Here is a 20,783-nt window from a genome sequence, read left to right on the forward strand (position 1 = left end):
ACGTCTGGGCTATTCGAAGACGCACTCTCGACTCGGATATTTCGTCGGCAGGAGCCGGATGGCATTCATCCGAACCAACCGGAGGCGCGAAGCAAAGGCATGTCGATGAAGCACCTCAACTCTAATACTCGCGTCCGATGCTCGCGCAAAATCGTCGCGAAGACAGACCCCAGCTATCCGGACGCGAAGTCTGCGGCTACGTCACAAGGGCGCCGACGATCCAGACTCCCGTGGCCAGCAACGCGCCGAAGAGTTCGATGAAAATGGAAAGACCGACGCCCTTCAACGCATGAACCGTTGCCTGCCGAGCCTGTTGATGGACACGCAAACGTTGCAATTCCGAAAGGTACACGCCGAGAACAAAACCGACGAACAACCCGACCACCGGAATAACGAAGAACCCGACGATACCGAGAATCGCGCCGAGGACGACCGCGCGGTTGGACACGCCCGCGTCCTTCATCTTCCGCCCCGGCCAGGTGTATTTGACGATCCCCGAGATCACGAGCAACACCGTGCTGATCGCGAAGACCGTCCATGCGGTGACTCCGCCGGTCAGGAAGGCCCACACCGCGATAGCCCCGACGATCAGGATGACGCCCGGCAGGATGGGGATGATGATCCCGAGCAGGCCGACCAGGATGACGAGGCCGACAAGTAGTTCGTACCACCCCTGGCCAGCAGATGTTTGCACTGATGAAGACTATCTTCAGCGGGCGGCGTGTGCGAGCCCTATCCGTTGGGTGGCCAGCCTACGAACAGGATGCGGCAGTCGGGTATCGCACCCGCAAGCGAGACACGCTGCCGCACAACACATCCCTCGTATGCGGTCGGCCGAAACGTGGGCGTGTCGAAATGCCGGCTACACCCACACCGCGTCCCGGCAAGACACGGCCGAGCGATATTTCACCGAATGATCAGCCAGATGTTGTTGCCCCCAGCAACTTCGGCCATCCCCACGTCTGCCAGCTTTCCCGCACAGGACACGAAGCCGCAGGTTCCTACCGGGCATTGCGCGGCGGGAAACCTTCACATCCATTGTCATGGATTCGAGATGACGCGCGGCGGCCTCCTAAGCCGAACGGTCCCGATCCCTCGCGGGTCGGCCAGTGGGGATGGCCGAGTCATCGGCCACACCGACCTGAGCCCCGACGTCGTCACGGTCGGCGATGGCCAGCACCGACGCCAGCAGTCCGGGAAACCGGCCGTCCAGATCAGGGCGCCGCAGCGTCACGAAGCATCGGGTTCCCTCCTGCCGGGTGGTGGTGAGGCCCGCATCACGCAGCACCCGCAGGTGATGACTGAGCGTCGATTTGGCCACCGGTGCCCGCAGTTCGCCCCAGCCCCGTTCGCGGCCGTCCGCCAGCACCCGTACCAGCCCCACCCGAATCGGGTCGCTGAGCGCCCCCATCACCTCGATCAGGGTCATTTCGCCTGGTCGGGGATGGCGCGCCTGCTTCATGTCGACCATGATATCTTGTTCGATGTTTCACAAACATCGAACAAGGAGAGCGTGGTGAACGAACCCACCCACCAGCCCAATCGACTCGACGCCGATTTCACCGGCAAGGTCGTCATCGTGACCGGCGCAGGCTCGGGTATCGGCCGCGCCGCCGCCCGAGCATTCGCGCGCGCCGGTGCCCATGTACTGGGCGCTGGGCGGCGCAGGGAGGCCCTGGCGGCCACTGCCGCCGGGTACGACAGCATCGCGGTGCTCCCCGTCGACATCTGCGCCCCCGGCGCACCCCAAGCCCTGATCGACGCGGCCATCGAACGGTGGGGCCGGGTAGACGTGCTGGTCAACAATGCCGGGGCCACCAAGATGATGGCGCTGGAGCAGGTCACCGCCGAGTCCATCACGGCCCTCTGGGACCTCAATGTCACCGCCCCCAGCCTTGTCGCCCATGCCGCCCTGTCCCGTCTGCGGCAGACCCGGGGGACGATCGTCAACATCTCCAGCACCTACGGCCACCGGCCACTGCCCGGCGCCGGCCACTACGCCGCCTCCAAAGCCGCCCTCGAGCATCTCACCCGCTGCTGGGCCATCGAACTGGCCTCCGACGGCATCCGAGTCAATGCCCTGGCGCCCGGCCCTACCGAAAGTGAGGCATTGTCGGCAGCCGGGCTGGCCGACAGCACGGCACGGCAGATCAAGCAGGACGAGAGCAGTCGTATCCCGCTGGGCCGCCGCGGCGAACCCGACGAGGTCGCCTCCTGGATTCTGCGCCTGGCCGACCCGGGCACCACCTGGCTCACCGGCCAGGTCGTCACCATCGACGGCGGGCTCGAACTCACCTGAGCCACACGCTGACAGCCGGCCACCGCGAATCCCCGGTGGTGTTCGCCACGAACTCGACTTCGCCCGCCGCGAAAGACACCGACCCGTAGGTGGCCGGATCGCGACATCCTGATATCGCGGATCGACTCCATGCCACGGGGCGGTAGGTTCGGCGATATGCAACTCGGTCAGCCCAGTCGCACCGCGCTCGCCACCGCCTACGCTCGCGCCTATCACCAGGTCGCCGCCGAGCCGCGGATCTTCACCGACCCGCTAGCCATCCGCATCACGGGCGTAAGTCCCGATCGGCTGCCCGATCTGGCCAGAGGCGTGCTGCGCGAACCCGCGGACCTCGCGCTACAACGACGACGGCGGATGTTCCTCGCCGCCCGGGCGCGTTTCGCCGAGGAGACTGTCGCGGCCGCCGTCGCTGCCGGCACCAGGCAGGTGGTCATCCTCGGCGCGGGCCTGGACACTTTCGCTTACCGCAACCCGCATCCGCAGCTGCGGGTCTTCGAGGTCGACCACCCCAATACCCAGGCGTGGAAGCGGCAGCGGCTCGCCGCCGCTGCCATCGACATTCCCCCGTCCCTGACCTTCGCACCGGTCGACTTCGAAAGTCAAACGCTCGCAAGCGGTTTGACGGCAGCCGGATTCGACCGGGGCCGCCCCTGCACGTTCGTCTGGCTCGGGGTGGTGATGTACCTGACGCGAGAGACGATTCTCGACACCCTGCGATTCGTGGCGGGCCAGGCGACTCCGGTCCAGCTGGTCCTCGACTATCTCTATCCGGAGTCCGCCGCAGCACCCGAGCAAGCGGCACAGCGGCAGGCCAGGGCCGGCCGCGTCGCCTCGATCGGCGAGCCGTGGCTGTCGTTCTTCACCGCGGCGGAATTCGCGCAGGTGCTCCGGGAGATCGGCTTCGATCGAGTGGACGACCGATCCGCGCGCACGTTGGTCGACGGATATCTGGGCAGTCCGGAACCCGAATTCGCCGATGGCGCTTTCGGCCCGCACGTGTTGCGCGCGACCCGGATCCAGTAGCACGAACTCAGCCGGCCGCCCGATCGATCGGGCGGCCGAACTGTTGCGGTGCACACGGCGCATCACGGCGCGGATGCCCCTGCACCTACCCAGTTGACAGAGTCATTTCAGGTGCTTGTCGAACCACTCACCGGGGGCCTCGAGGTGGATGCCGGAGTAGTTGTAGCCGTCGAAGCGGCAATCGGTTTCTCGGTCGCGGCCATCAATGCGTCGGCGGGTTCCGACCGGACCCAGTGACCGCGCCAGCGCCGATTCCGTCGAGCACGGCAGCGACCACCGAGTCGACCGATGGCGCTGTCGCGGCCGGCTGCCCCGTCAACAACGCCGACAGAACATGGTCGTGGCAAACGCCGGCCAACATCGCGACCGCGGCATCGACCTGCGCGTCCGGCGCGAGACGACCCCGGTCGCGTTCAGCGTGCAGGTAGTTACCGAGTCGATCCCGCCAATCCCGTTCTCCCTGATTGGATTCGGCGAATCGGGCCAGCACCGTGGGGTGTGTCAACAGCCCGGCGAAGACGGGCAAGATCGCCCGGTGCAGCTCGAGACCTCGGCTGAGGTAGTTGCGCAGGTTTGTCTCGATCTCGCCGACGCCCGCGTCCGGAAGCGGGCCGAGTTCGCGCTGTACCCGGTCGACATGCGCACGCAGCGCGGCGGCCAGCAGTTCTTCCTTGTCGGCGAAGTGGTTGTAGAGCACCCCGTCGGCGACACCGGCCGTCCGCGCGATCGCGCGGACGGTGAGACCGGTGGAGCCCTGCTCGGCCATCATCTGCTCCGCGGTCGCGATCAGATGCCCACGCAGGTCGCGTTCATCATCGCGATCGCGCAGGACTGCTGCCTTTCTCGGTGACATGCGGCCTACCGTACGGATGTCGACAAGACTGCTGTCACTGAGTACACGCGATTCGCGTTGGCCGAACTGAGCAGGGGTGGGTTGTGCTTACTGGCCCGTGGGGAGTCTGGCGACCGCGGTCTCGGAGGTCGATGTGGTTGGGCAGGGTGTAACAGCCGGGTGGGTATCCAGGCAGCGGTGGCCCATCATCTGGGCGACCACGACGACGTCGACGCCGGAGCGCAGCAGGTGGTGCCGAAGGTGTGCCGCAGGGTGTGTGCGGAGGCGAACGGTCGTCCCGCCTCGCCACCAGGTCGGCCTCGTGTGCGAGTTCGTCGAGGAGGTGGTCGATCGCGCGGGCGGTGAGCCGGCCGCCATGGCGGTTGAGGAACAGTGCCGGCGTGTGGGTGCCGAGCCAACTGGTGCGGTCTTTCTTCTATTGTTCCCGGTCTGGCGGTATCACCAGCTCTTCAGCAACTCCACCGAAGCCACCGCTGACGGGGACATCACCCACCGCCGCCACGCGGTGATCGAGACCGTGTTCGCCGATCTCATCGCCGGGCCGCTGGCTCACATCCCGTCCGGGAAATTCGGCGCGAACTGCGCCTGGGCGCTCTGCGCCGCGATCGCCCACAACCTGCTGCGTGCCCACCGGCATTCTCGCCGGCAACGCATACAGCAAGGCCCGCACCGCCACTCTGCCCCGCAAAACTGGTCATCGTCGCGGTCCACCTGGCCCGGCCTCAACACCGGCCCGTCCCGCACTTACCCAGCCACTGGCCCTGGCCGCAGGCATGGCGCATGTTGTGGGACACCACGATCGGCTACACACTCCACAACCAGCCACCGCCTGACCCACCGGCCCGACACGGCCCGAACCGAGAACTCCGTGGAAAAGCTGGGCAGACCAGCGGCTACCTCACACCCGAAACACGCTGATCCGCGCGCCCGCTGACGCGCGAACCAGCCCGAAACCACATCGGTGGAGTGAGGTTCAGTAATATCTGAAATATGCCGCAACTGCCGGGGACACGTACCTGGTGCGGCCTGCGATTCGGCAACCGAGCAACTTCATGCATAGGCGGCGAAGTATCGCGACATTCGCGGCGAGTGCTCCTCTCCGTTCCCGCGAGGTGGCAAAGACAACGCCGCTGCCATACCGCAGAGGCGTGAGGGCTGTTGCTGGGGACGGGATTGGTGCAAGCCCTCCTGCATGCATCCGATCGATTGGTAGGGTTTCTCGCTGACACCTATCGGGGCGACATAGGCGCGAGGGGGCTTCGGAACACGAGTCTGGTGTACGCCAATGCCGACAGGTCGAACGTCGGGCGGCTGAAACATGCCTTGACCGACGACACTGCCTCGACGCAACGCTCTCCCATGGAAACGCCCGATCGGACAGTCGGTAACGACCGGCACAGTAAACCTGAGCTCGACAGAACGAATTTCGAGTCGGGTACGTCGAGACAGTCATCCCCGCTCGATCCACGACACACGACCGGCTCGAACGGTATACACGGAACTCGACGCACGTATACGAAGTCCGAATACATTGCAATGTGGGAAGCGCAAAAAGGGCGAGATATGATTTTTCGGGAACGGGACGCCCTCGACAACGGGTGTATCGGAGTTATCGCACTAAGACTCGGAAGACTCGATCGACCACCACCGATGAACCTTGCATTCGGTGACATACGGTCACACAACGCTATCACGAAGGCGGAGGAAGTGCTGGCGCCCGGCGAAATAGCCAACGCCAAGGTAAAACATTTCCGAGAAAAACTCGACAAACTGGAGAACTCCCTACGGAAGAACTACGGAACGGCATGGAAAGAAAACCCTGACATATCAAGACGGCAACTCGACCTCATCGACCGCCATCAAAAAATACTGGCGAAGGCCCAGGATGACGCGAAGAAAGTCTGGTCCACGTTGTCCGAAGAATATAAAAGGGAAATGACAGAAACCAGGGAGGCGGCGAAAATTGAAGGCAATCGGCGAGCATTCGCCAGGGTTTCGACTTATGCGGACAATTTCAATGCCATTTTCGCGACCAAACCCGCCGACGTCAGCGAATTTATAAACAAGGTGAAAGCGGATCCCGACCTCGCCCGACTACAGGGCGTGGATCGGTACCTGCCCCCCGGGAGCCCGTCAGAATGGAAAGCGGTCATCTTCTCTAAACAGTTCTGGTCGGGTCAATCCGCGCCTACCACTGCGAGCATAGCGAACATTCGCGCAGGCCATGGTGCGGAAACCCCTGATCCCACACTGTTTGCACCAGATCCGACCACTGGCCAGGTAGACATGCGGGGAGATGTTGATCGAGCAAAACCGGGATACACCAACTTCGATTACGCAGTATATGACGAAAATACCACAAGCTGGTGGCACGCGAACCACCGAGAACTCCACGATCCCGAGAGGCCGATGCTCATCTATCAAAGTAGCAGTGACAAACTCTTTGCCGGAAGCCCAGACCACGACAGCTCGGTAATTTGTATCGCATTCGTGAATAATTCACGCTAGATCACGCCGAGATACGAAAACAGTTGAACGGGATGTTCCGAACGAGGACGAAACGGGGGCACATCAAATCGAGCCCCTCCTGCACTACGATGATGGAGTGACAGCGAAAGACTGGTCGAAGAAGGCGATAATACCGACCTCCTTTCGGACAACAGAACCGTTGTGCACGGCATCGGCAAACGCTATGCCGTGAAGAACGCCACTTGGAAACCCGTCTCCGATCGAATTCGAGATGACTTGCGGAAGCAAGGCGGACACCGCGTGCATGGACGCGGACACAGCGCAGAAGCCAGTGTTCACCTCCGCCCGGACCACTGCCTCCGCCACCGCCTGCACCGTCTCGTGCACCACTTCCAGCCGGGTCCACGAGAACTCCGATGCCGCCACAACGTCCACTTCGAGTCATGACCGGTCGCCACCGCTTCCGCCATCGCGAGCACCGTGCGCACATGCGCGACCACCGGCTCCGGCACATCGGTCAGCTTGGGGAAGTACCCAAACCGCTCGATCGTGGCGGCCCTTGTGAGGCTGGCGGCGAATTGCGCAGCAGAGCCCCTCAGCTCCCGCCGGATGCCGCGAGTCCGGCCAGGTCCAGGCGTCGGTCGGTTCGCAGCTGGATCTCGCCATAGAGGGTCATGGTGGTGTGGAAGATCGGGGTGATCCCGCGCCGGTCGGCGTCGGTGAGGCCGCCGGCCCACTCGGGCGGGGCAAGGGTGATCTTCTGACCTGGGCCAGAGCAATCGCGCGTACTCGGTGACAGCAGTCTTACCGACACCCCCGTAGCGGTGTTTTCCCCGTGACCAACCAGGCGGTGCCACGCAGCCGAACGCCACCAGAGCTGTGGAACGGGCGCAGTGCGTCGAGCAGCGCGCCGCGGATATCGACCTCGACCGCTGGATCCACTTGGCTCAACTGATGGCGGATCGGCCCCCAACCCGCAATGAAATCGGCCGCATCTGCGGTGTCACGCCCCCAGATTCCGTCGGCCTCGATCCTCGTATAAGCGATGTCGGTGAAACCCGCGTCCGACAGCACCGAACGGACGTGATCGGGGTCGGAAAACGAGGTAGGACCATGTCCGTCCGTCGGCCCTGCGTACGGGAGATATGGTGCGAGAGCGCCGAATACGGTGCCGAGATCCGTTCCGACCGCTGAGGTCATGGCCGCGAACACGAGCCGACCGGCAGGCCGCAGGGCACGAGCGACGTTACGGAAGGCCGCGACCGGGTCGGCGAAGAACATGATCCCGAATCGACTCATCGCCACGTCGAATTCGCCCGCCAGGAACGGGTACACCTGTGCGTCGCCTTGCTGGAACGACACATTCGCGATGCCCTCGGCCTGCGCGCTGGCGAGCGCGCTGGCGAGCATCGGACCCGACAGATCGACGCCGGTCGCCGACCCGGAAGCGGCCCGCACGGCGGCAAGCCGGGTCAACTGGCCGTTGCCACAGCCGATATCGAGGACCCGGTCGCCGTCGCCGATCCCCGCGGCCGCCAGCAGGACCTCGTTGAACCCGCCGTTCACCGCGTCATACCGGTCGGCGTGATCGGCCCAGTGCGCACCTTCGTACCCATTCCACGCCTCCGCCTGCGCGGTATTGACGATCTCGGCCATCGAAACCTCCTCGGTTATTATGATCATGCGTTCATGAACGCATGATCATAATGGCATCGCGCCCGGCGATGGTCAATGCGAGGACCGAACACGGCAGATCACGGCAACCCTGGTCGCGCTTCGCTATGCCGCGCGTCACAAACCCGCGCTGTCACACCGATCGCGGTTTCGGCGTCTGGTGTGCGAATCGCTGATAAGGAGAAGTGTCATGAACCTCGCCCTGTGGGTCTGCGCCGCACTGTTGGCCACCGTCGCCCTGATCGGTGGTATCACCAAGACATTTGTGCCCAAAGAGAAACTGGCGCAGGCCCCAGGTGGGGCGTGGACCGAGCACGCCAGTGTTGGTCTCGTCAAAACCCTTGGGGTCCTGGAGATCCTGGCCGCATTCGGTCTGATTGCGCCCGCCGTCACCGACATCGCACCGGTACTCGTGCCGGTGACTGCCATCTGCTGGATCGTTCTGATGGTCGGCGCGATGATCGCCCACCTCCGCCAAGGCGAACGCATGACGGTGGCGCTGAATCTGACCTATCTCACGTTGGCGGTGTTCGTCGCCTGGGGTCGATTCGGCCCCGAATCCTTCCTCGGCTGACGGAGTGGCCGGCAGCCCGACTGCTGACGCCAAGCCACCCGCGCCACCGAAAACGGTTGCCACACCAGGCAACCGCTCCCAGCCGGGTCCGCCAAGCCGCACGGGACAGCAGGACGCCGACCGCCGAGTCGATGCCTTACTGTCGCGCCATATGCATGCGGATCTCACTGTCTACGTCGGTAATCAGGTCCCCGGAGAGATCGACGGTGACGGAGTGCAGTGTGCCGGTGAACCGGAACGGTGGCGCATAGTCGGGCACCACCGCGGAGCCCGGGTTGGCGCCGCAGGTCATGCCGCCGGGATTGAAAGCGACGGGCGTGGTGACCGGTATCTCGCTCTGGGCGACCAGGCGGCGGTCGATGTAGAGCTGGGCGCGACCCGGTGTGCCTTTGCCGTGGGCGATGTCGGGCATATCGGTGGGTTCGAATTCGAAGCGCAGCTCATGGCGGCCCTCGGGGACGGTGTCCGTGCAAGACACGCGGTACAGGGCGCGCCGAACGTAGTTGTGGGCGTAGTGCAATCGGCCGTCCTTGACATAGAAGGACCAGCCGCCCGCGTTGGTGCCCTGGGAGAGCAAGACCCCCTCGGCGCCGCCCGGCGGGAGCTCCACGTCGGCGGTGATGCTGTGCGGCCGGTTGAGCACCCGGGGTGCGACAGCCGCCGGCAGCGTCTCGGTGCCGGCGCGCAGCGTGTAGCTGGTCTGCGCCGGTGTGATCTGGGGGCGCTCCACGATCAGCCGTTGCAGCGTGCTGCTGTCGATGGGCAGCACGTTGTACTTGCCGGCCTCCACATACCACAAGGAGATCATCTCGATGAGTTTGTCCGGGTGCTCGGCGGCGACATCGTGGTTCTCGGCGAAGTCCTCGTCGATGTGATAGAGCTCCCAGTGGTGGGCATCGAGTTCACCCAGGTCCTCGGCGGTGATGGGGGTGCCGAACGGCTTGTCCGCTTCGGCGAAGGAGGAACCCGGCCAGGGACACACGGCCCGCCACCCGTCGTGGTCGATCGCGCGGTGACCGAGCATCTCGAAATACTGCGTGTGATGCAGAGTCGGCGCGGCCGGATTGTCGAAGGTGTGAGCGAAGCTGACGCCGTGAAGGGGCGACTGGGGTACGCCCTTGATGGTGGACATGGGCTCGATTCCGAGCACATCGAGAACGGTGGGGACCATGTCGACAAGATGTGCGTACTGGGTGCGGACCTCACCGCGCGCCCCGATGCCGCTCGGCCAGTGAACCAGAAACGGATCGCTGACGCCGCCCCGGTAGGTCTCGCGTTTCCACCGCCGGAAGGGCGTGTTACCCGCCCAGGTCCAGCCCCACGGATAGTGGTTGAACGTACTCGGGCTGCCGAGTTCGTCGATCGCGCGGAGGCTGTCCTCGATCGGTTCCGGGGCGTTGTTGAAGAACTGCAACTCATTCGTGGTCCCGGTGACTCCGCCCTCAGGGCTGGCGCCGTTGTCGGAGACGACCATGATCAGCGTGTCGTCGAATTCGCCGATATCCTTCAGGAAATCCAGCAACCGCCCGATGTGGTAGTCGGTGTGCGAGACGAACCCGGCGTAAACCTCCATCATCCGCGCGGCGAGGCGACGCGCATCCGGTGACAGCGAATCCCAGTCCGGCACATCCGGGTCGTGGCGGGACAGTTCCGCGTCGGGCGGCACGACACCCCGCTGCTTTTGCCGGTTGAAGGTGTACTCGCGGTAGGCGTCCCAGCCATCATCGAACCGGCCCCGGTAGACATCCGCCCACTCCTTCGGCACGTGGTGCGGAGCGTGCGTCGCCCCGGTGCAGAAGTTCAGGAAGAACGGCTTGTCCGGAGCGACTTGCTTGGCGCTGGCGATGAAGGAGATGGCCTTGTCGACCAGGTCGGCGGTCAGGTGGTAGCCATCCTCCGGGGAAGCGGGCGGTTCGACCTGGTGATTGTCGTACACCAGATCCGGGTACCACTGGCTGGTGTCGCCGCCGAGAAAGCCGTAGAACCGCTCGAATCCACGGCCGAGCGGCCAACGATCGTAGGGGCCCGCGGCCGATTCCTGTTCCGAGGGCACCAGGTGCCACTTACCGACCATGTAGGTGTTGTATCCATGCTGCAGCAACATCTCGGAGAGAAAACCGTTCTCGAATGGAATGTTGCCGTTGTAGCCCGGAAATCCCGTGGCGATCTCGGTGATGCCCGCCATCGCGTTGGCATGGTGATTACGTCCGGTCATGATGCACGAGCGCGAGGGCGAACACAGCGCCGTGGTGTGCATGTTGTTGTACAACAGCCCACCCTCGGCAAGGGCGTCGATGTTCGGCGTGGCCATGGGACTGCCGTAACACCCGAATTGTCCGAACCCCGTGTCGTCGAGCACGATGAACAGCACATTCGGCGCCCCCGACACGGCACGCACCGGCTGCGGCCAAGCCGGACTCGACACATCAGTTGTGCGCCCGATGATTCCGGGAAACGTAGTTCCCGGCCGGTATTCCTTCGGTGCCATCTGCTCGGTCCTCCATTCGGCTGACCGGCTGCGGCGCACGGTCGGCGCATTGGCTCTCGAGGTGAAAATCGCCTTGTTGCCAGCCGCACCCGATCGGACTGATCACTCATTCGCGCGGCTGAAATTCCGGAAAGCTCGACAGAATGCCATGGCGAGGTCTCTTCATGAGTCGCCACTACGACAGCACAAAAAATGCTAGACGAAGAGTTAGGTGGCCACCAGAGGAACAACCGATGCCTGCGCCCGTCATAGTTGGGACTCCGGCGCAGCGATCCCGCACCGCGCGGCGGCGTTCCCGCAGAGCGGACAGAGTTATTGTCGTACTGTCAATACACCCTTCCGGGTCGGCCCGAAGGGATGCATCGGGTTCCGGTGCGCCGGATCAACGACGAACCGAGGTAGGCGTGAGCACTCCATCCACCGCCGCACAGGGCCCGCTCGCGGGCATCAAAGTCCTCGAGCTTGCCGGTATCGGCCCTGGCCCGCACGCCGCGATGCTGCTCGCCGATCTTGGCGCCGACGTGGTGCGGGTGCAGCGCGCGGGCCAACTGCCCGGCGGAATCGACCGGGCACAGCTGCGCGGACGGACCATCGTGGAGGCCGACCTCAAGAACCCGGCCGATATCGAGAAGGTGCTCGCCCTGATCGAGAAGGCGGACGTGCTGATCGAAGGCTTTCGGCCCGGCGTCACCGAGCGGATGGGTCTCGGCCCGGACGAGGCCCTCGCCCGCAACCCACGCCTGGTCTACGGCCGGATGACCGGGTGGGGTCAGCACGGCCCACTGGCCGACCGCGCCGGGCACGACATCAACTACATCTCCCTCACCGGCGTGCTGCACGCGATCGGACGCAAAGGTGAGCGCCCGGTGCCGCCGCTGAATATGGTCGGCGACTTCGGCGGTGGCTCGATGTTCCTGGTGTTCGGCATTCTCGCCGCGCTGGTCGAGCGGCAGACCTCCGGCAAAGGCCAGGTGATCGACGCGGCCATGGTCGATGGCACCCTTGCCCTTTCACAGATGATCTGGGGCATGCGCGGGCTCGGCGCCTGGTCTGATGAGCGCGGCGTGAACTTGCTCGACACCGGAATGTCGTTCTACGACACCTATGAAACCGCCGATGGCAAGTACATGGCGGTCGGCGCGATCGAGCCACAGTTCTACGCGCAATTATTGGCCGGACTCGGCATCGATCCCGAAGGCCTACCTTTCCAGCTCGACCCGGCGGGCCAAGAGACGCTGAAAAAGCTTTTCGCCGAACGCTTCCGAGTCAAGACAAGGGATGAGTGGACCGCGATCTTCGCCGGCACCGATGCGTGCGTCTCACCCGTGCTCACCTTCGAGGAGGCGACGGCGAACGAGCACATCGCGGCACGCGGCTCGCTGCTGCCCCTGGACGGCATCACCCAGCACGCCCCGGCACCGCGGTTCTCGCGCACCCCCAACGGCATTCCCACCCCGCCGCCGACCGTGGCCACCCCCATCGATACGGTCTGGGCCGACTGAGCGACGCGTCGTCACCAGGGCCTACTGTGGCTCTGGCGACTCGTCGTCAGGCGGGATGTCGGTTGAATCGGGATGCGCGGCGTGGGATCGACCACTCCATGGTGTCGCCGTGTTCGGCGCGTCATCGTCGGGCGCGTGGGCCGATCGGGGTTGACCGGGGTCGCGCCCAGCGGTGTCGGTGTCGGTCGGGTGGGCGTCATCAGCGTGTCCAGCTGTTCGATCGGCGAGTTCGGAGCTGGTAAGTCGGAGTTCGCCTGGCCCGGCCACCCGACCCCACATCATGGACAGCTGCTCGGCCACGGTGTACAGGAAATTCTGACTGCCGCGTTCGCGGTAGCGTCCCTCTTCGCCATACTTGACGTCGATGTCGTTCTGCGAGGTCGCGATAGCGCCCCGCTCGTACTCCGTGGGATTCGACTCCCCGCCGGCTGGCCCGAGCAACTCTTCCGGGGTGGTGATGTCGTCCCGATCTGCTCGTTCTGCGGCGCTACCGAAGCGAATGACCCCTTCATCGGATGCCGCTGCTGGCCGACTTCGGTGGTTCCGGGCTGCCTGGGCGGACCTGATCAGTCGGGGTGTCCTCGCATCTTGCGCGGGTGCCGGATATGCCGATATCTGGCGCGTGGTTGGTGCAATGGGGTGAGCGTGCCATTGTCATATGTATAGAACGCGGCGAAGGTCTTCTTGACATCGTCATAGTTGGGTTGCCAGGTATCCGCACCATTTTCATCGCCGTAGTAGCTGCGTGCGCGGGGGACGTCGTTGTCGGGGTTGTCGATGAGGGTGTCGAAAACCAGAACTTCGCCTTTGACATTGGTGAATATATGGCCGTAGGCGTCGGCACCGTCGTCAACGATGAGGACGACGGTGTCGACGCCGTCATCTTTGTCGCGAACAGTCTGAGCGATGTAGGTGAGTATGCCGTCGCGGGTCTTGATCGGCCGGAGTTGGGCTCCGATACTCGCTTCGACGGCTTTCCAGTTCTTGTCGGAATCCCATCGAGGGTCGGTGTAGTCGGGTTCGGGTGAACTGACATCACCGAGTACTCGGAGCACGCGAGAAAGTTGGATCGCGGTGTTCTCGATGACTGCGGCGGGTTCGGCAGCGGGTGTTTCCGACTCCAGGTGCGCGGTAGCGCCGTCACCTGCCGTTTCCGCGGAGATCGACTGGGCGGGCTCGGCCTCGGTCGAGCGCCACAAACGTCCGAACAAGCCCCGGCCTCGTCTCGCGACAGTGAGAAGGCCGTAGCCGGTGGCAGTGGCTACGGTGAGGGTGGCTGCCGTCATGGCGGCAGCGTCGCCGCCATATGCTCCCACCACCGCGCCGCCCACCAGTCCTCCGGCGGCGGGGCCGAGACCCTGAAACAGACTTTTCACACTCGTCGCTCTCCCCATGAGATCGCCGTGAAAGACTTGCATTTGGTAGGTGGAGATCCGATTATTCATTGTCTGGATTATGAACGAACCCCCCAATGCGCCGGATGCGATCAAGGCAGGGTTATCGGTCAGCGCCTGAAGCGTGTAGAAGCCGGCTGTGCCGGCGAGGACCGCCGGATACAAGGCGGCGATCTTGACCTTATCGATCCAGCCCGGCAGGAAAAGGCTCGATATCGCGCCGACCCCGCTTGCCGAGGACACCGCGCCGATGACCCAGCCCGGCGATCCGGCCTCGTGCAGTACGAAGGCAGTGCGGACTTGAAGGATTGCCCAGGCCGCGTTGTTGACTACGGTAATCGCGGTATAGTCGCGGAGAAAGTTTTCCTGCCACAATGCTCGCGCCCCTTCCCCGATTGCGCGCAGAAAGCTCTCCGGAGCCTTGGGCGCCCGTGCCGGAAAGGAATCCCGCATTTTACGCAGAATCGCGAAAAAACTCCCGTAGGACAGGGCATTAGCAGCGAATGGCATCGAGTTCCCGACGCCGAGCAGCATGGGACCGAATAATTGACCGCTGATATTGCCGAGAGAGCCGCTGACGTTCGCCAATCGGTTTCCTCGTTCCCTCTCTCCGTCGGCGAGGAAATCTCGGACCGCTGTTTGAAAGATGCGCAAATGAACGGTGGCTGCGGTGGCTTCGATCAGCGTTGCCGTAGTCAGTCCGAGGGCGAGATTCGGCATGTCGAACAGGATCATGCCGGTGGCCGTAGCCGCGGCACCCAGACCGACCGCTTGCGAGATGAGCATCGTTCGACGCCGATCGAAGAAGTCGGCGATGTAACCGGCGGGCAGTTCGAAAAGCTTCGGGATGAACAGTGCGGAGGTCGACAGACCAGCGGCCAGCGGTGACCCCGTCATATCGAACATCACCAGTGGCAGAGCCACCGCCACGCCGGCGGAGCCCGCCGAATTGACGGTCTGGCCCGCCACGTATTTCACAAATGTCGGGTTGGCGACGACCAGCTCTCGGGCGGAGATTGTGGCGGGTGCTGCGGGTTCATCCGGGTTTTCGGGGGTTTCGTTGCCGGACGGACCTTGGATCTGCGCACCCGGCACGCCGGTATCTTCGCCTGCTGTCGGCACCACGACCTGTTCACCGATGGGTGGTGCAGAGGGTGGGCTGCTCTGTTGCACCGTCGGCGGATCGATCGGCCGTGGTGCCGACGAGGGCGATTCCGACGGAGGCGGTGTGGCCGACTCGGACGACTTTCTCCCGCGACGACGTGGGAAGCGGCGATCCTTGTCGTCGCCCCCCATTTGCATCATCGGTATCGGCAGTGGCTGCTCTATCGGCGTCCGCGGTTGTTGCGGCGCCAGTCGGGTGCCGGGCACCGCGCCGCTCCAGGGAACGCCGCCCTGTTCGACGATGTAGGCAAGGTCGTCAGGGTCGAGCCGGGGCGGCAGTGGCGAGTTTTCCGGTGCCCCAAGGGTTTCTCTGTCCGGGTGGGTGGCGTAGCGCAGACGCTCGGGGGCCTCTTCCGGCAGATCGTCGATCGCGGGCAGGTGGGTTCCGGTTTCGGCGCCGTGGCGTGGCAGGGGGGACACGTCCGGTATCGGTGTCTGCCGGGTTTCCTCGTCGTGGTCATCGTGGTCGCGAGAGGCGAGAGGGTCGGCAAGGTTCGGCGGGACGTAGGTCGCCGGCCTGGCGTCGCGCTGTGCCGGTATCACAGCATCTTCATGCCGTTGGATCACAGGTATGACGTTGGGAGGCGGGCCTTCCTGAATTTTCGGTGCGCCGGGAAACAGGTAGTACCCGCTGCCGCTTGGGTACTGCCATTCCGCAGGGTGGTCGTTGTTGGCCGGATAATCCGGCCCCGGAGGGATGGCGGGAAAAACCGCGGAATGACGTGGTGACGCGTCGGGAGGCAACGGAGCAGGGAACTCGTCGGGGCGTTTCGGGAGTTCGTCGTCACCGCCGGACAATCCGCCGGCGACAGGCAGGTCGGCCGCGGTCGCCTGGACGGCAGGAGTGGTCGCGCCGGTGACCGACATCGGAGGTATCGAAGCGTTGAGCGCATCCTCCGACGGTGCAGGACTATTCGGTTCGGTATTCGCATGTGGCGCGTCCGGGACAGAACCCGGTCCGGGCGAGCTTGTTTGCGGTACGCGGACTGCCGCGCTCGAGTGCCCAGCAGCGAAATCGACCCCATTTGGCGGGTCGCTCGTCTCCGGCGCGCCTTCCTGCGGAACGGGATCGTTTGCCGCAGCCATGGCAACCACTGCGGGAACCGCGGCGGCAGCAGACACACCTGTAGCCGATATCGGGGTGGCGTCGCCCGCGGATGAGGTAGGCGGGTTGGCCGGTGCCGTACCGGAATGTGATTGCGGCGATGGTGACGGCACTGGTGGTGCGTTGGCATTGTCGTGAGAGGTGTTGGTAACGAGGGGGTTTCGTGGCGCAGCGTTGTCGTTTCGTGGCGTGCTGGTGTCATGTCGCCGGGCCGCGCCATTGTCACTTCTCCGGGCGCCGTGGTCGCCGTCGTCGCCGTGCGGCGCGTTGGTCCGGGCAAGATCGGCTCCGGTTGCCGGTTTCTGGGCAGTTGTGGCTGGTGGCGCGCTGTGTGGGTTGGGCGCTGATACTGCCTGGACCGGTTGTCCTTTGGTGTCTGATGCGAGGTGTGGTGTCGTGTTCGCTGCGGGTGTCGGGTTGGTGGCTGCTGGTGTTGCGGGTGTATCGCGCCGGGGTGATGTCAAGGACGATCGCGCACCGGGCGTTTCGGGGCTTGGCGGCAGGGAATTGTCGAAGAACCCGAGATCGAGGAGAAACGGGGTGTCGTTGTGAGGAGGTAGTTCACCCAGCCCGCCGCCTCGGGCAGGTCCTCGTGGGCCGGGGCCGGCTGGTGGAGGCGAGTCTCCGTGTGCGGCGGCCGGGTGTGCCGTGACGACGGATCCGCTGCCGCTGCGCCCGAGGTCCCGCGCGGCGGCGACGTGCGTTTCGGGAGACCCCGTACCTGCTGGTGGGGCCTCGGCGTGCATCGTGGGTCCGGGTAGCAGGGCGGGTCCTGCCGCGGGTCCGGCCTCGACACCGGCAACGGCGCCGAGGTGGATGACGTTTCCGGCCAGCGCCATCTGCGCGGCGGCGGGCTCGTTGTTGCCGCTCGAGGCCGCGGGTGGCGGCATGGCAGTAGTGCCGGCCAGTCCTGGTGTTGCGGTGGTCGGTACGGGTGAGTCGGTTCCGAGGGCACCGGTGCGGAATTGTTCGAAGACCTTGTTCCAGGCGGGCCAGCCGGGTCCGTGCCCGGGTGCCGATGGTGTTGGGCCTGGGGGTGGTGGGGTGATCGGTGGTGGGGTTGTTCCGGGTGGGGTGTTGGTGCCGCCGTGTAGTCCGGCGAGCATCTGGTGGGCTTCGGCGTCGGCGAGTTGCTGCCATCGAGACAGACTGATCTCTCGGAATCTGCCGAGCCCGGCCGGTGCGTCGGCGGCGTGTTCGGCGGCGAACCGCAGCGCGCCCGCGCGTGCGTCCGGTGCGTAGTCGTCGAGCCGTGGATTGCGGGCGACTTCGCCGGCGATCTCCCTTCCGAGCTGGGTCATTTCGGGAGAAAGCTCAGGTTTGGGTGTGTGCCCGTCACCACTACCGGGTGCGGGCCCAGCCTCGCCCGGTGGGGCGGACTCACTTCGAGAACGACCCGAATCACCTGCCGCGAGGCCGGACCCACCATCGCCGGGCGAGGCGGACGCGCTTCCAGGACGGCCGGAATCACCTGTCGCGTGGCCGGACCCGCCCAATGGGGCGACGGCCTCGGCGGACGGGCGCGGTGCCGGCTCACCGGTTGTCGGAGTATGTGTCACCGACGCACCGCGTGCGGCGTGCACCGCGGCACCGAGCCCACCGACGACACCGCCACCGATGCCCATCAATGCCATTTCGGCGAGGTTGCGGCCGTTGATGTCGCTGTCGGTGAGTGTGAGCGCGGTCAGTCCTCCGGTCAGGCCGCCTGCCGCGCCACTGATGGCTCCGGTCGACAGCACGGCCAGCGCTGTGGGCATCGGCAGACCGGCGGTGGTGGTGAGGCGGTGCAGCCATGGCATCAGTTTCGGTGCGAGTATTCCCCCGGTAGCGCCACCGACCCCACCGGCTGCCGCGGCGACACAGACCTTGCCCCAATCCATCTCGGTGACCCGCCCGGGTTTTCGGTCCCCGTGCAGGATTTGGGCGTATTGCGCGGCCGCGGTCGCACCACCCATGGATATCGAGCCCATCAACACACCACTCACCGCCGGCGCCAGCATCGGGAAGGCTTCCCGGAATGTGGTGGCGCGTTGCAGCAACCAGGTCAGGGTGCGGCGACGCGCCTGATTGGCAGCGATGTCGGCGTCGAGGCGGGCGGTCACCGTCTGGGTGCCGACACTGCAGGCGATGGTCAGCAACAGGGCGATACCGATCGCGCGGACGGTGTACTGCTCGAGTTCGATAGCGTTCGCGGCCTCGTGCATCAGCTTCGCCAATGCCCGCAACGCCTCGACCTGGGCATAACCATGGTCGATCCGCTGCCCCAACGCATCACGCATCGCCGTGCCCGTCGCACCCTCGATCGCCGAGGCCGCATCACGCTCGACAGTTTCCTCCAGCCGGCGCAAGGTGCTGGTGAGCTGGTCGGCCGACCGCACCAGAGCATCCGCGATACCGCGCATGGCAGCGGGGTTGCCGACCGGGGCGTGACCGATGATCCACCGGGTGATCTCCTCCGGAACCCCCGGCAAAACCGTGCCACTCACAACGATCCCGACCGCCCACGCGCACCCTCCACCACCAACAGATGCAGTACCTTCGCCGGCCCGCACGCCACCGGCCCACGCACCTCGACTTCGGTGAACGCGGCGACCAACGCCGCGCGCGGCTGGAACCGGCCATCGGTGATGCTGCCGCCACCCAACTGATTTCGCCAGCGCCGGTAGCCTGCGACCACCCGAGCCAGGGTGTCGCGGCCGGCCCAGCTACCGCTGATCCGGTGATACTCGGTGATCAGTGCCCGCTGCGCCGACCGGCGCGGGTGCGGACCCGCCATATTCTCCAGGATTCGCCCGAGGTCACCGACGACAACCGAATACATCAAGCGCTCAGCGGATCCGGGTGCCAACTCGCCGGATCGTATGGCCGCACGCGCGTGCACACCCAACCGCGCCGGATTCGCGACGAGTATTCGATCCAGCAACAGCCACGGCCGATCGCCGCGATCCTGTTCCGGCTCGGCACCGACCCGATCCCACCTGACCCGTGAAATCCGCCCACCACCGAGTTCGCCGATCTCGATACCACCGACCTCGATAAACGGATACTTGCCCAGAATGTCATCCAGCGCCGCCGCTATCTCAGCCACCGTCGCCACTGCGATGCCCGAGGTGTCGAACCCGACGAGCTGAATGCCGTGGCGCTCGGCCATGACTGCCGCCGCTTCCAACGCCTGGGCGTCCGTCGGCGTAGCAACCGCGTCCTGCTCCACGGTAACGGCTTTCTTGGTGCGGGACTTACTGTTTCGCTTCGATGGGTTGGGTTGCGCCGGCGCCGCACCCGGCCCGGCCTGCTCCGGCCCGAAAACCCGCCCCGGCGGGCGGCTACCCGGACGAGGTGGCGACCACGGCGAATGTGCGGCACCCGGCGGCGGCGTAGGCCCGCCGGGACCACCACGCGACCAGGGTGTACCGGCCTGTTTTCCTTCCGCGGTGGTAGCAGCCCGAGCGGGGGACACACCGGGGCCGGATGGCCGTACGCTCCACGGTGGCCGAAGCCTCGGACTCGCAGCAGGTTGCGGAGCCGGTCGGCCCAAAGCCCCCGGCGCACCGCCAACGGTGGCGTCGCGGCTGTCCTGCGGCACACACGGTTCAGCGTTCGCCGGCTGCGGCCCGGTCGACGCGGGATCACCGACCGAGCCATCTCCGGCGCTCGGCACTGCCGTGCCTGCCGACGGGTCGTCACCGGACAGCGTCGACCAATCAGGAGCCGGTCGCTGGACTCCGTTGGAGCCCTCGACGATCGGCGCGAAATCGCTTGAATAAGCGGTAGGTGGCGTATCCAGGGACTGCGGCGAATACCACGAGGGGGACGCGATATCCGGGCCGAAACCGTCGCGCCCGAGACGGTCGATCATCGCACCGCTGTCCCGATCCCGCTGATCGAACCCCGCGGCGACATCGGCGACGCCCTTGCTCAGGTCCCGCAGATTGTCGACCAGATTCTGGTAACCCTCCAGCGTCTTCTCCGCCTGCGGCACATACGCTTCGCCGATACTCCGCCCGGGCTCATCATCACCCCACGGCTCCCCCTCCCCGGCGAGCGCATCCTTCAGCTCGTTCAGATGCAACTGCGCCTGCCCCGCAGCGGCCGACAGCTCAGAAATCAACGCGCGCACCAGATCCGCGTCGATATTCAGCGACTGACTCACTCAGGCAACCCTTCATCGGCCCACAGAACCGAGTGCAGTGATTGCCCCCTATTCTGCCCCACTCTCATCGACCCAACCCGCCACGAGT

The 20,783-nt window shown here is 65.2% G+C and carries 15 protein-coding genes and 1 pseudogene; 6 read left to right on the forward strand and 10 right to left on the reverse strand.

The window, feature by feature from the left end:
• Nucleotides 1–196: 196 nt before the first annotated feature.
• Nucleotides 197–694: a DUF456 domain-containing protein gene (locus tag AB0B25_RS16855; RefSeq protein WP_357179782.1), complete on the reverse strand. Its 498-nt coding sequence runs from the start codon at nt 692–694 to the stop codon at nt 197–199.
• A gap of 378 nt (nt 695–1,072) precedes the next feature.
• Nucleotides 1,073–1,462 (reverse strand): metalloregulator ArsR/SmtB family transcription factor, encoded by a 390-nt coding sequence (locus AB0B25_RS16860; RefSeq protein WP_357179785.1) that lies wholly within the window; start codon nt 1,460–1,462, stop codon nt 1,073–1,075.
• Nucleotides 1,463–1,516: 54 nt separating this feature from the next.
• Between AB0B25_RS16860 and AB0B25_RS16865 the strand changes: the two genes are divergently transcribed.
• Together AB0B25_RS16865 and AB0B25_RS16870 are read left to right on the forward strand one after the other, a co-directional pair.
• The gene (locus AB0B25_RS16865; RefSeq protein ID WP_357179787.1) at nt 1,517–2,299 is read left to right on the forward strand and encodes an SDR family oxidoreductase; all 783 of its coding nucleotides are present in this window, start codon (nt 1,517–1,519) and stop codon (nt 2,297–2,299) included.
• A 156-nt stretch (nt 2,300–2,455) separates the two neighbouring features.
• Nucleotides 2,456–3,322, forward strand: coding sequence for a class I SAM-dependent methyltransferase (locus AB0B25_RS16870; protein WP_357179791.1), 867 nt, complete (start codon nt 2,456–2,458; stop codon nt 3,320–3,322).
• A 202-nt stretch (nt 3,323–3,524) separates the two neighbouring features.
• Here AB0B25_RS16870 and AB0B25_RS16875 read toward each other — a convergent pair whose 3' ends face one another.
• The gene (locus tag AB0B25_RS16875) at nt 3,525–4,175 is read right to left on the reverse strand and encodes a TetR/AcrR family transcriptional regulator (RefSeq protein WP_357179794.1); all 651 of its coding nucleotides are present in this window, start codon (nt 4,173–4,175) and stop codon (nt 3,525–3,527) included.
• Nucleotides 4,176–4,578: 403 nt separating this feature from the next.
• On the opposite strand from AB0B25_RS16875, the pseudogene AB0B25_RS16880 reads away from it, so the two are divergent.
• Nucleotides 4,579–4,985: pseudogene (locus AB0B25_RS16880) on the forward strand (IS1380 family transposase); the annotation flags it as partial.
• 897 nt (nt 4,986–5,882) lie between these two features.
• On the forward strand, nt 5,883–6,683 hold the full coding sequence (locus AB0B25_RS16885; protein WP_357179797.1) for a hypothetical protein: 801 nt from the start codon (nt 5,883–5,885) through the stop codon (nt 6,681–6,683).
• Nucleotides 6,684–6,767: 84 nt separating this feature from the next.
• Here AB0B25_RS16885 and AB0B25_RS16890 read toward each other — a convergent pair whose 3' ends face one another.
• The 3 genes from AB0B25_RS16890 to AB0B25_RS16900 all read right to left on the reverse strand — a co-directional run bounded on the left by AB0B25_RS16890 (nt 6,768) and on the right by AB0B25_RS16900 (nt 8,300).
• Complete coding sequence (locus tag AB0B25_RS16890) at nt 6,768–7,079, reverse strand: hypothetical protein (protein ID WP_357179799.1); 312 nt, start codon at nt 7,077–7,079, stop codon at nt 6,768–6,770.
• A 160-nt stretch (nt 7,080–7,239) separates the two neighbouring features.
• Nucleotides 7,240–7,458 (reverse strand): hypothetical protein, encoded by a 219-nt coding sequence (locus tag AB0B25_RS16895; RefSeq protein ID WP_357179802.1) that lies wholly within the window; start codon nt 7,456–7,458, stop codon nt 7,240–7,242.
• Nucleotides 7,449–8,300, reverse strand: a complete 852-nt coding sequence (locus AB0B25_RS16900; protein ID WP_357179804.1) for a methyltransferase domain-containing protein — start codon at nt 8,298–8,300, stop codon at nt 7,449–7,451. The genes AB0B25_RS16895 and AB0B25_RS16900 overlap by 10 nt, the downstream gene beginning before the upstream one ends.
• Before the next feature lie 208 nt (nt 8,301–8,508).
• Between AB0B25_RS16900 and AB0B25_RS16905 the strand changes: the two genes are divergently transcribed.
• Nucleotides 8,509–8,892: a DoxX family protein gene (locus tag AB0B25_RS16905; RefSeq protein ID WP_357179807.1), complete on the forward strand. Its 384-nt coding sequence runs from the start codon at nt 8,509–8,511 to the stop codon at nt 8,890–8,892.
• Nucleotides 8,893–9,028: 136 nt separating this feature from the next.
• Here AB0B25_RS16905 and AB0B25_RS16910 read toward each other — a convergent pair whose 3' ends face one another.
• The gene (locus AB0B25_RS16910; RefSeq protein ID WP_357179810.1) at nt 9,029–11,380 is read right to left on the reverse strand and encodes an arylsulfatase; all 2,352 of its coding nucleotides are present in this window, start codon (nt 11,378–11,380) and stop codon (nt 9,029–9,031) included.
• A 404-nt stretch (nt 11,381–11,784) separates the two neighbouring features.
• Between AB0B25_RS16910 and AB0B25_RS16915 the strand changes: the two genes are divergently transcribed.
• On the forward strand, nt 11,785–12,882 hold the full coding sequence (locus tag AB0B25_RS16915) for a CaiB/BaiF CoA-transferase family protein (protein WP_357179812.1): 1,098 nt from the start codon (nt 11,785–11,787) through the stop codon (nt 12,880–12,882).
• Between the two features lie 21 nt (nt 12,883–12,903).
• Here AB0B25_RS16915 and AB0B25_RS16920 read toward each other — a convergent pair whose 3' ends face one another.
• From AB0B25_RS16920 to AB0B25_RS16930, 3 genes are all read right to left on the reverse strand, one after another.
• Nucleotides 12,904–13,323, reverse strand: coding sequence for a hypothetical protein (locus tag AB0B25_RS16920; protein ID WP_357179814.1), 420 nt, complete (start codon nt 13,321–13,323; stop codon nt 12,904–12,906).
• A 125-nt stretch (nt 13,324–13,448) separates the two neighbouring features.
• Nucleotides 13,449–19,031, reverse strand: coding sequence for an MFS transporter (locus tag AB0B25_RS16925; protein ID WP_357179817.1), 5,583 nt, complete (start codon nt 19,029–19,031; stop codon nt 13,449–13,451).
• Entirely contained in the window at nt 19,028–20,695 is a 1,668-nt protein-coding gene (locus AB0B25_RS16930; RefSeq protein ID WP_357179819.1) for a hypothetical protein, read from the reverse strand. Before AB0B25_RS16930 ends, AB0B25_RS16925 begins: the two co-directional genes overlap by 4 nt.
• Between the last annotated feature and the right edge of the window lie 88 nt (nt 20,696–20,783).

The organism is Nocardia sp. NPDC049190, assembly GCF_040648115.1.
Classification (GTDB): Bacteria; Actinomycetota; Actinomycetes; order Mycobacteriales; family Mycobacteriaceae; genus Nocardia.

What these genes read in the sequence shown, in the direction of transcription:
- AB0B25_RS16875 (WP_357179794.1), bottom strand. Translation starts at nt 4,175, where the DNA reads ATGTCACCGAGAAAGGCAGCAGTCCTGCGCGATCGCGATGATGAACGC.
- AB0B25_RS16910 (WP_357179810.1), bottom strand. Translation starts at nt 11,380, where the DNA reads ATGGCACCGAAGGAATACCGGCCGGGAACTACGTTTCCCGGAATCATC.
- AB0B25_RS16900 (WP_357179804.1), bottom strand. Translation starts at nt 8,300, where the DNA reads ATGGCCGAGATCGTCAATACCGCGCAGGCGGAGGCGTGGAATGGGTAC.
- AB0B25_RS16860 (WP_357179785.1), bottom strand. Translation starts at nt 1,462, where the DNA reads ATGAAGCAGGCGCGCCATCCCCGACCAGGCGAAATGACCCTGATCGAG.
- AB0B25_RS16905 (WP_357179807.1), top strand. Translation starts at nt 8,509, where the DNA reads ATGAACCTCGCCCTGTGGGTCTGCGCCGCACTGTTGGCCACCGTCGCC.
- AB0B25_RS16870 (WP_357179791.1), top strand. Translation starts at nt 2,456, where the DNA reads ATGCAACTCGGTCAGCCCAGTCGCACCGCGCTCGCCACCGCCTACGCT.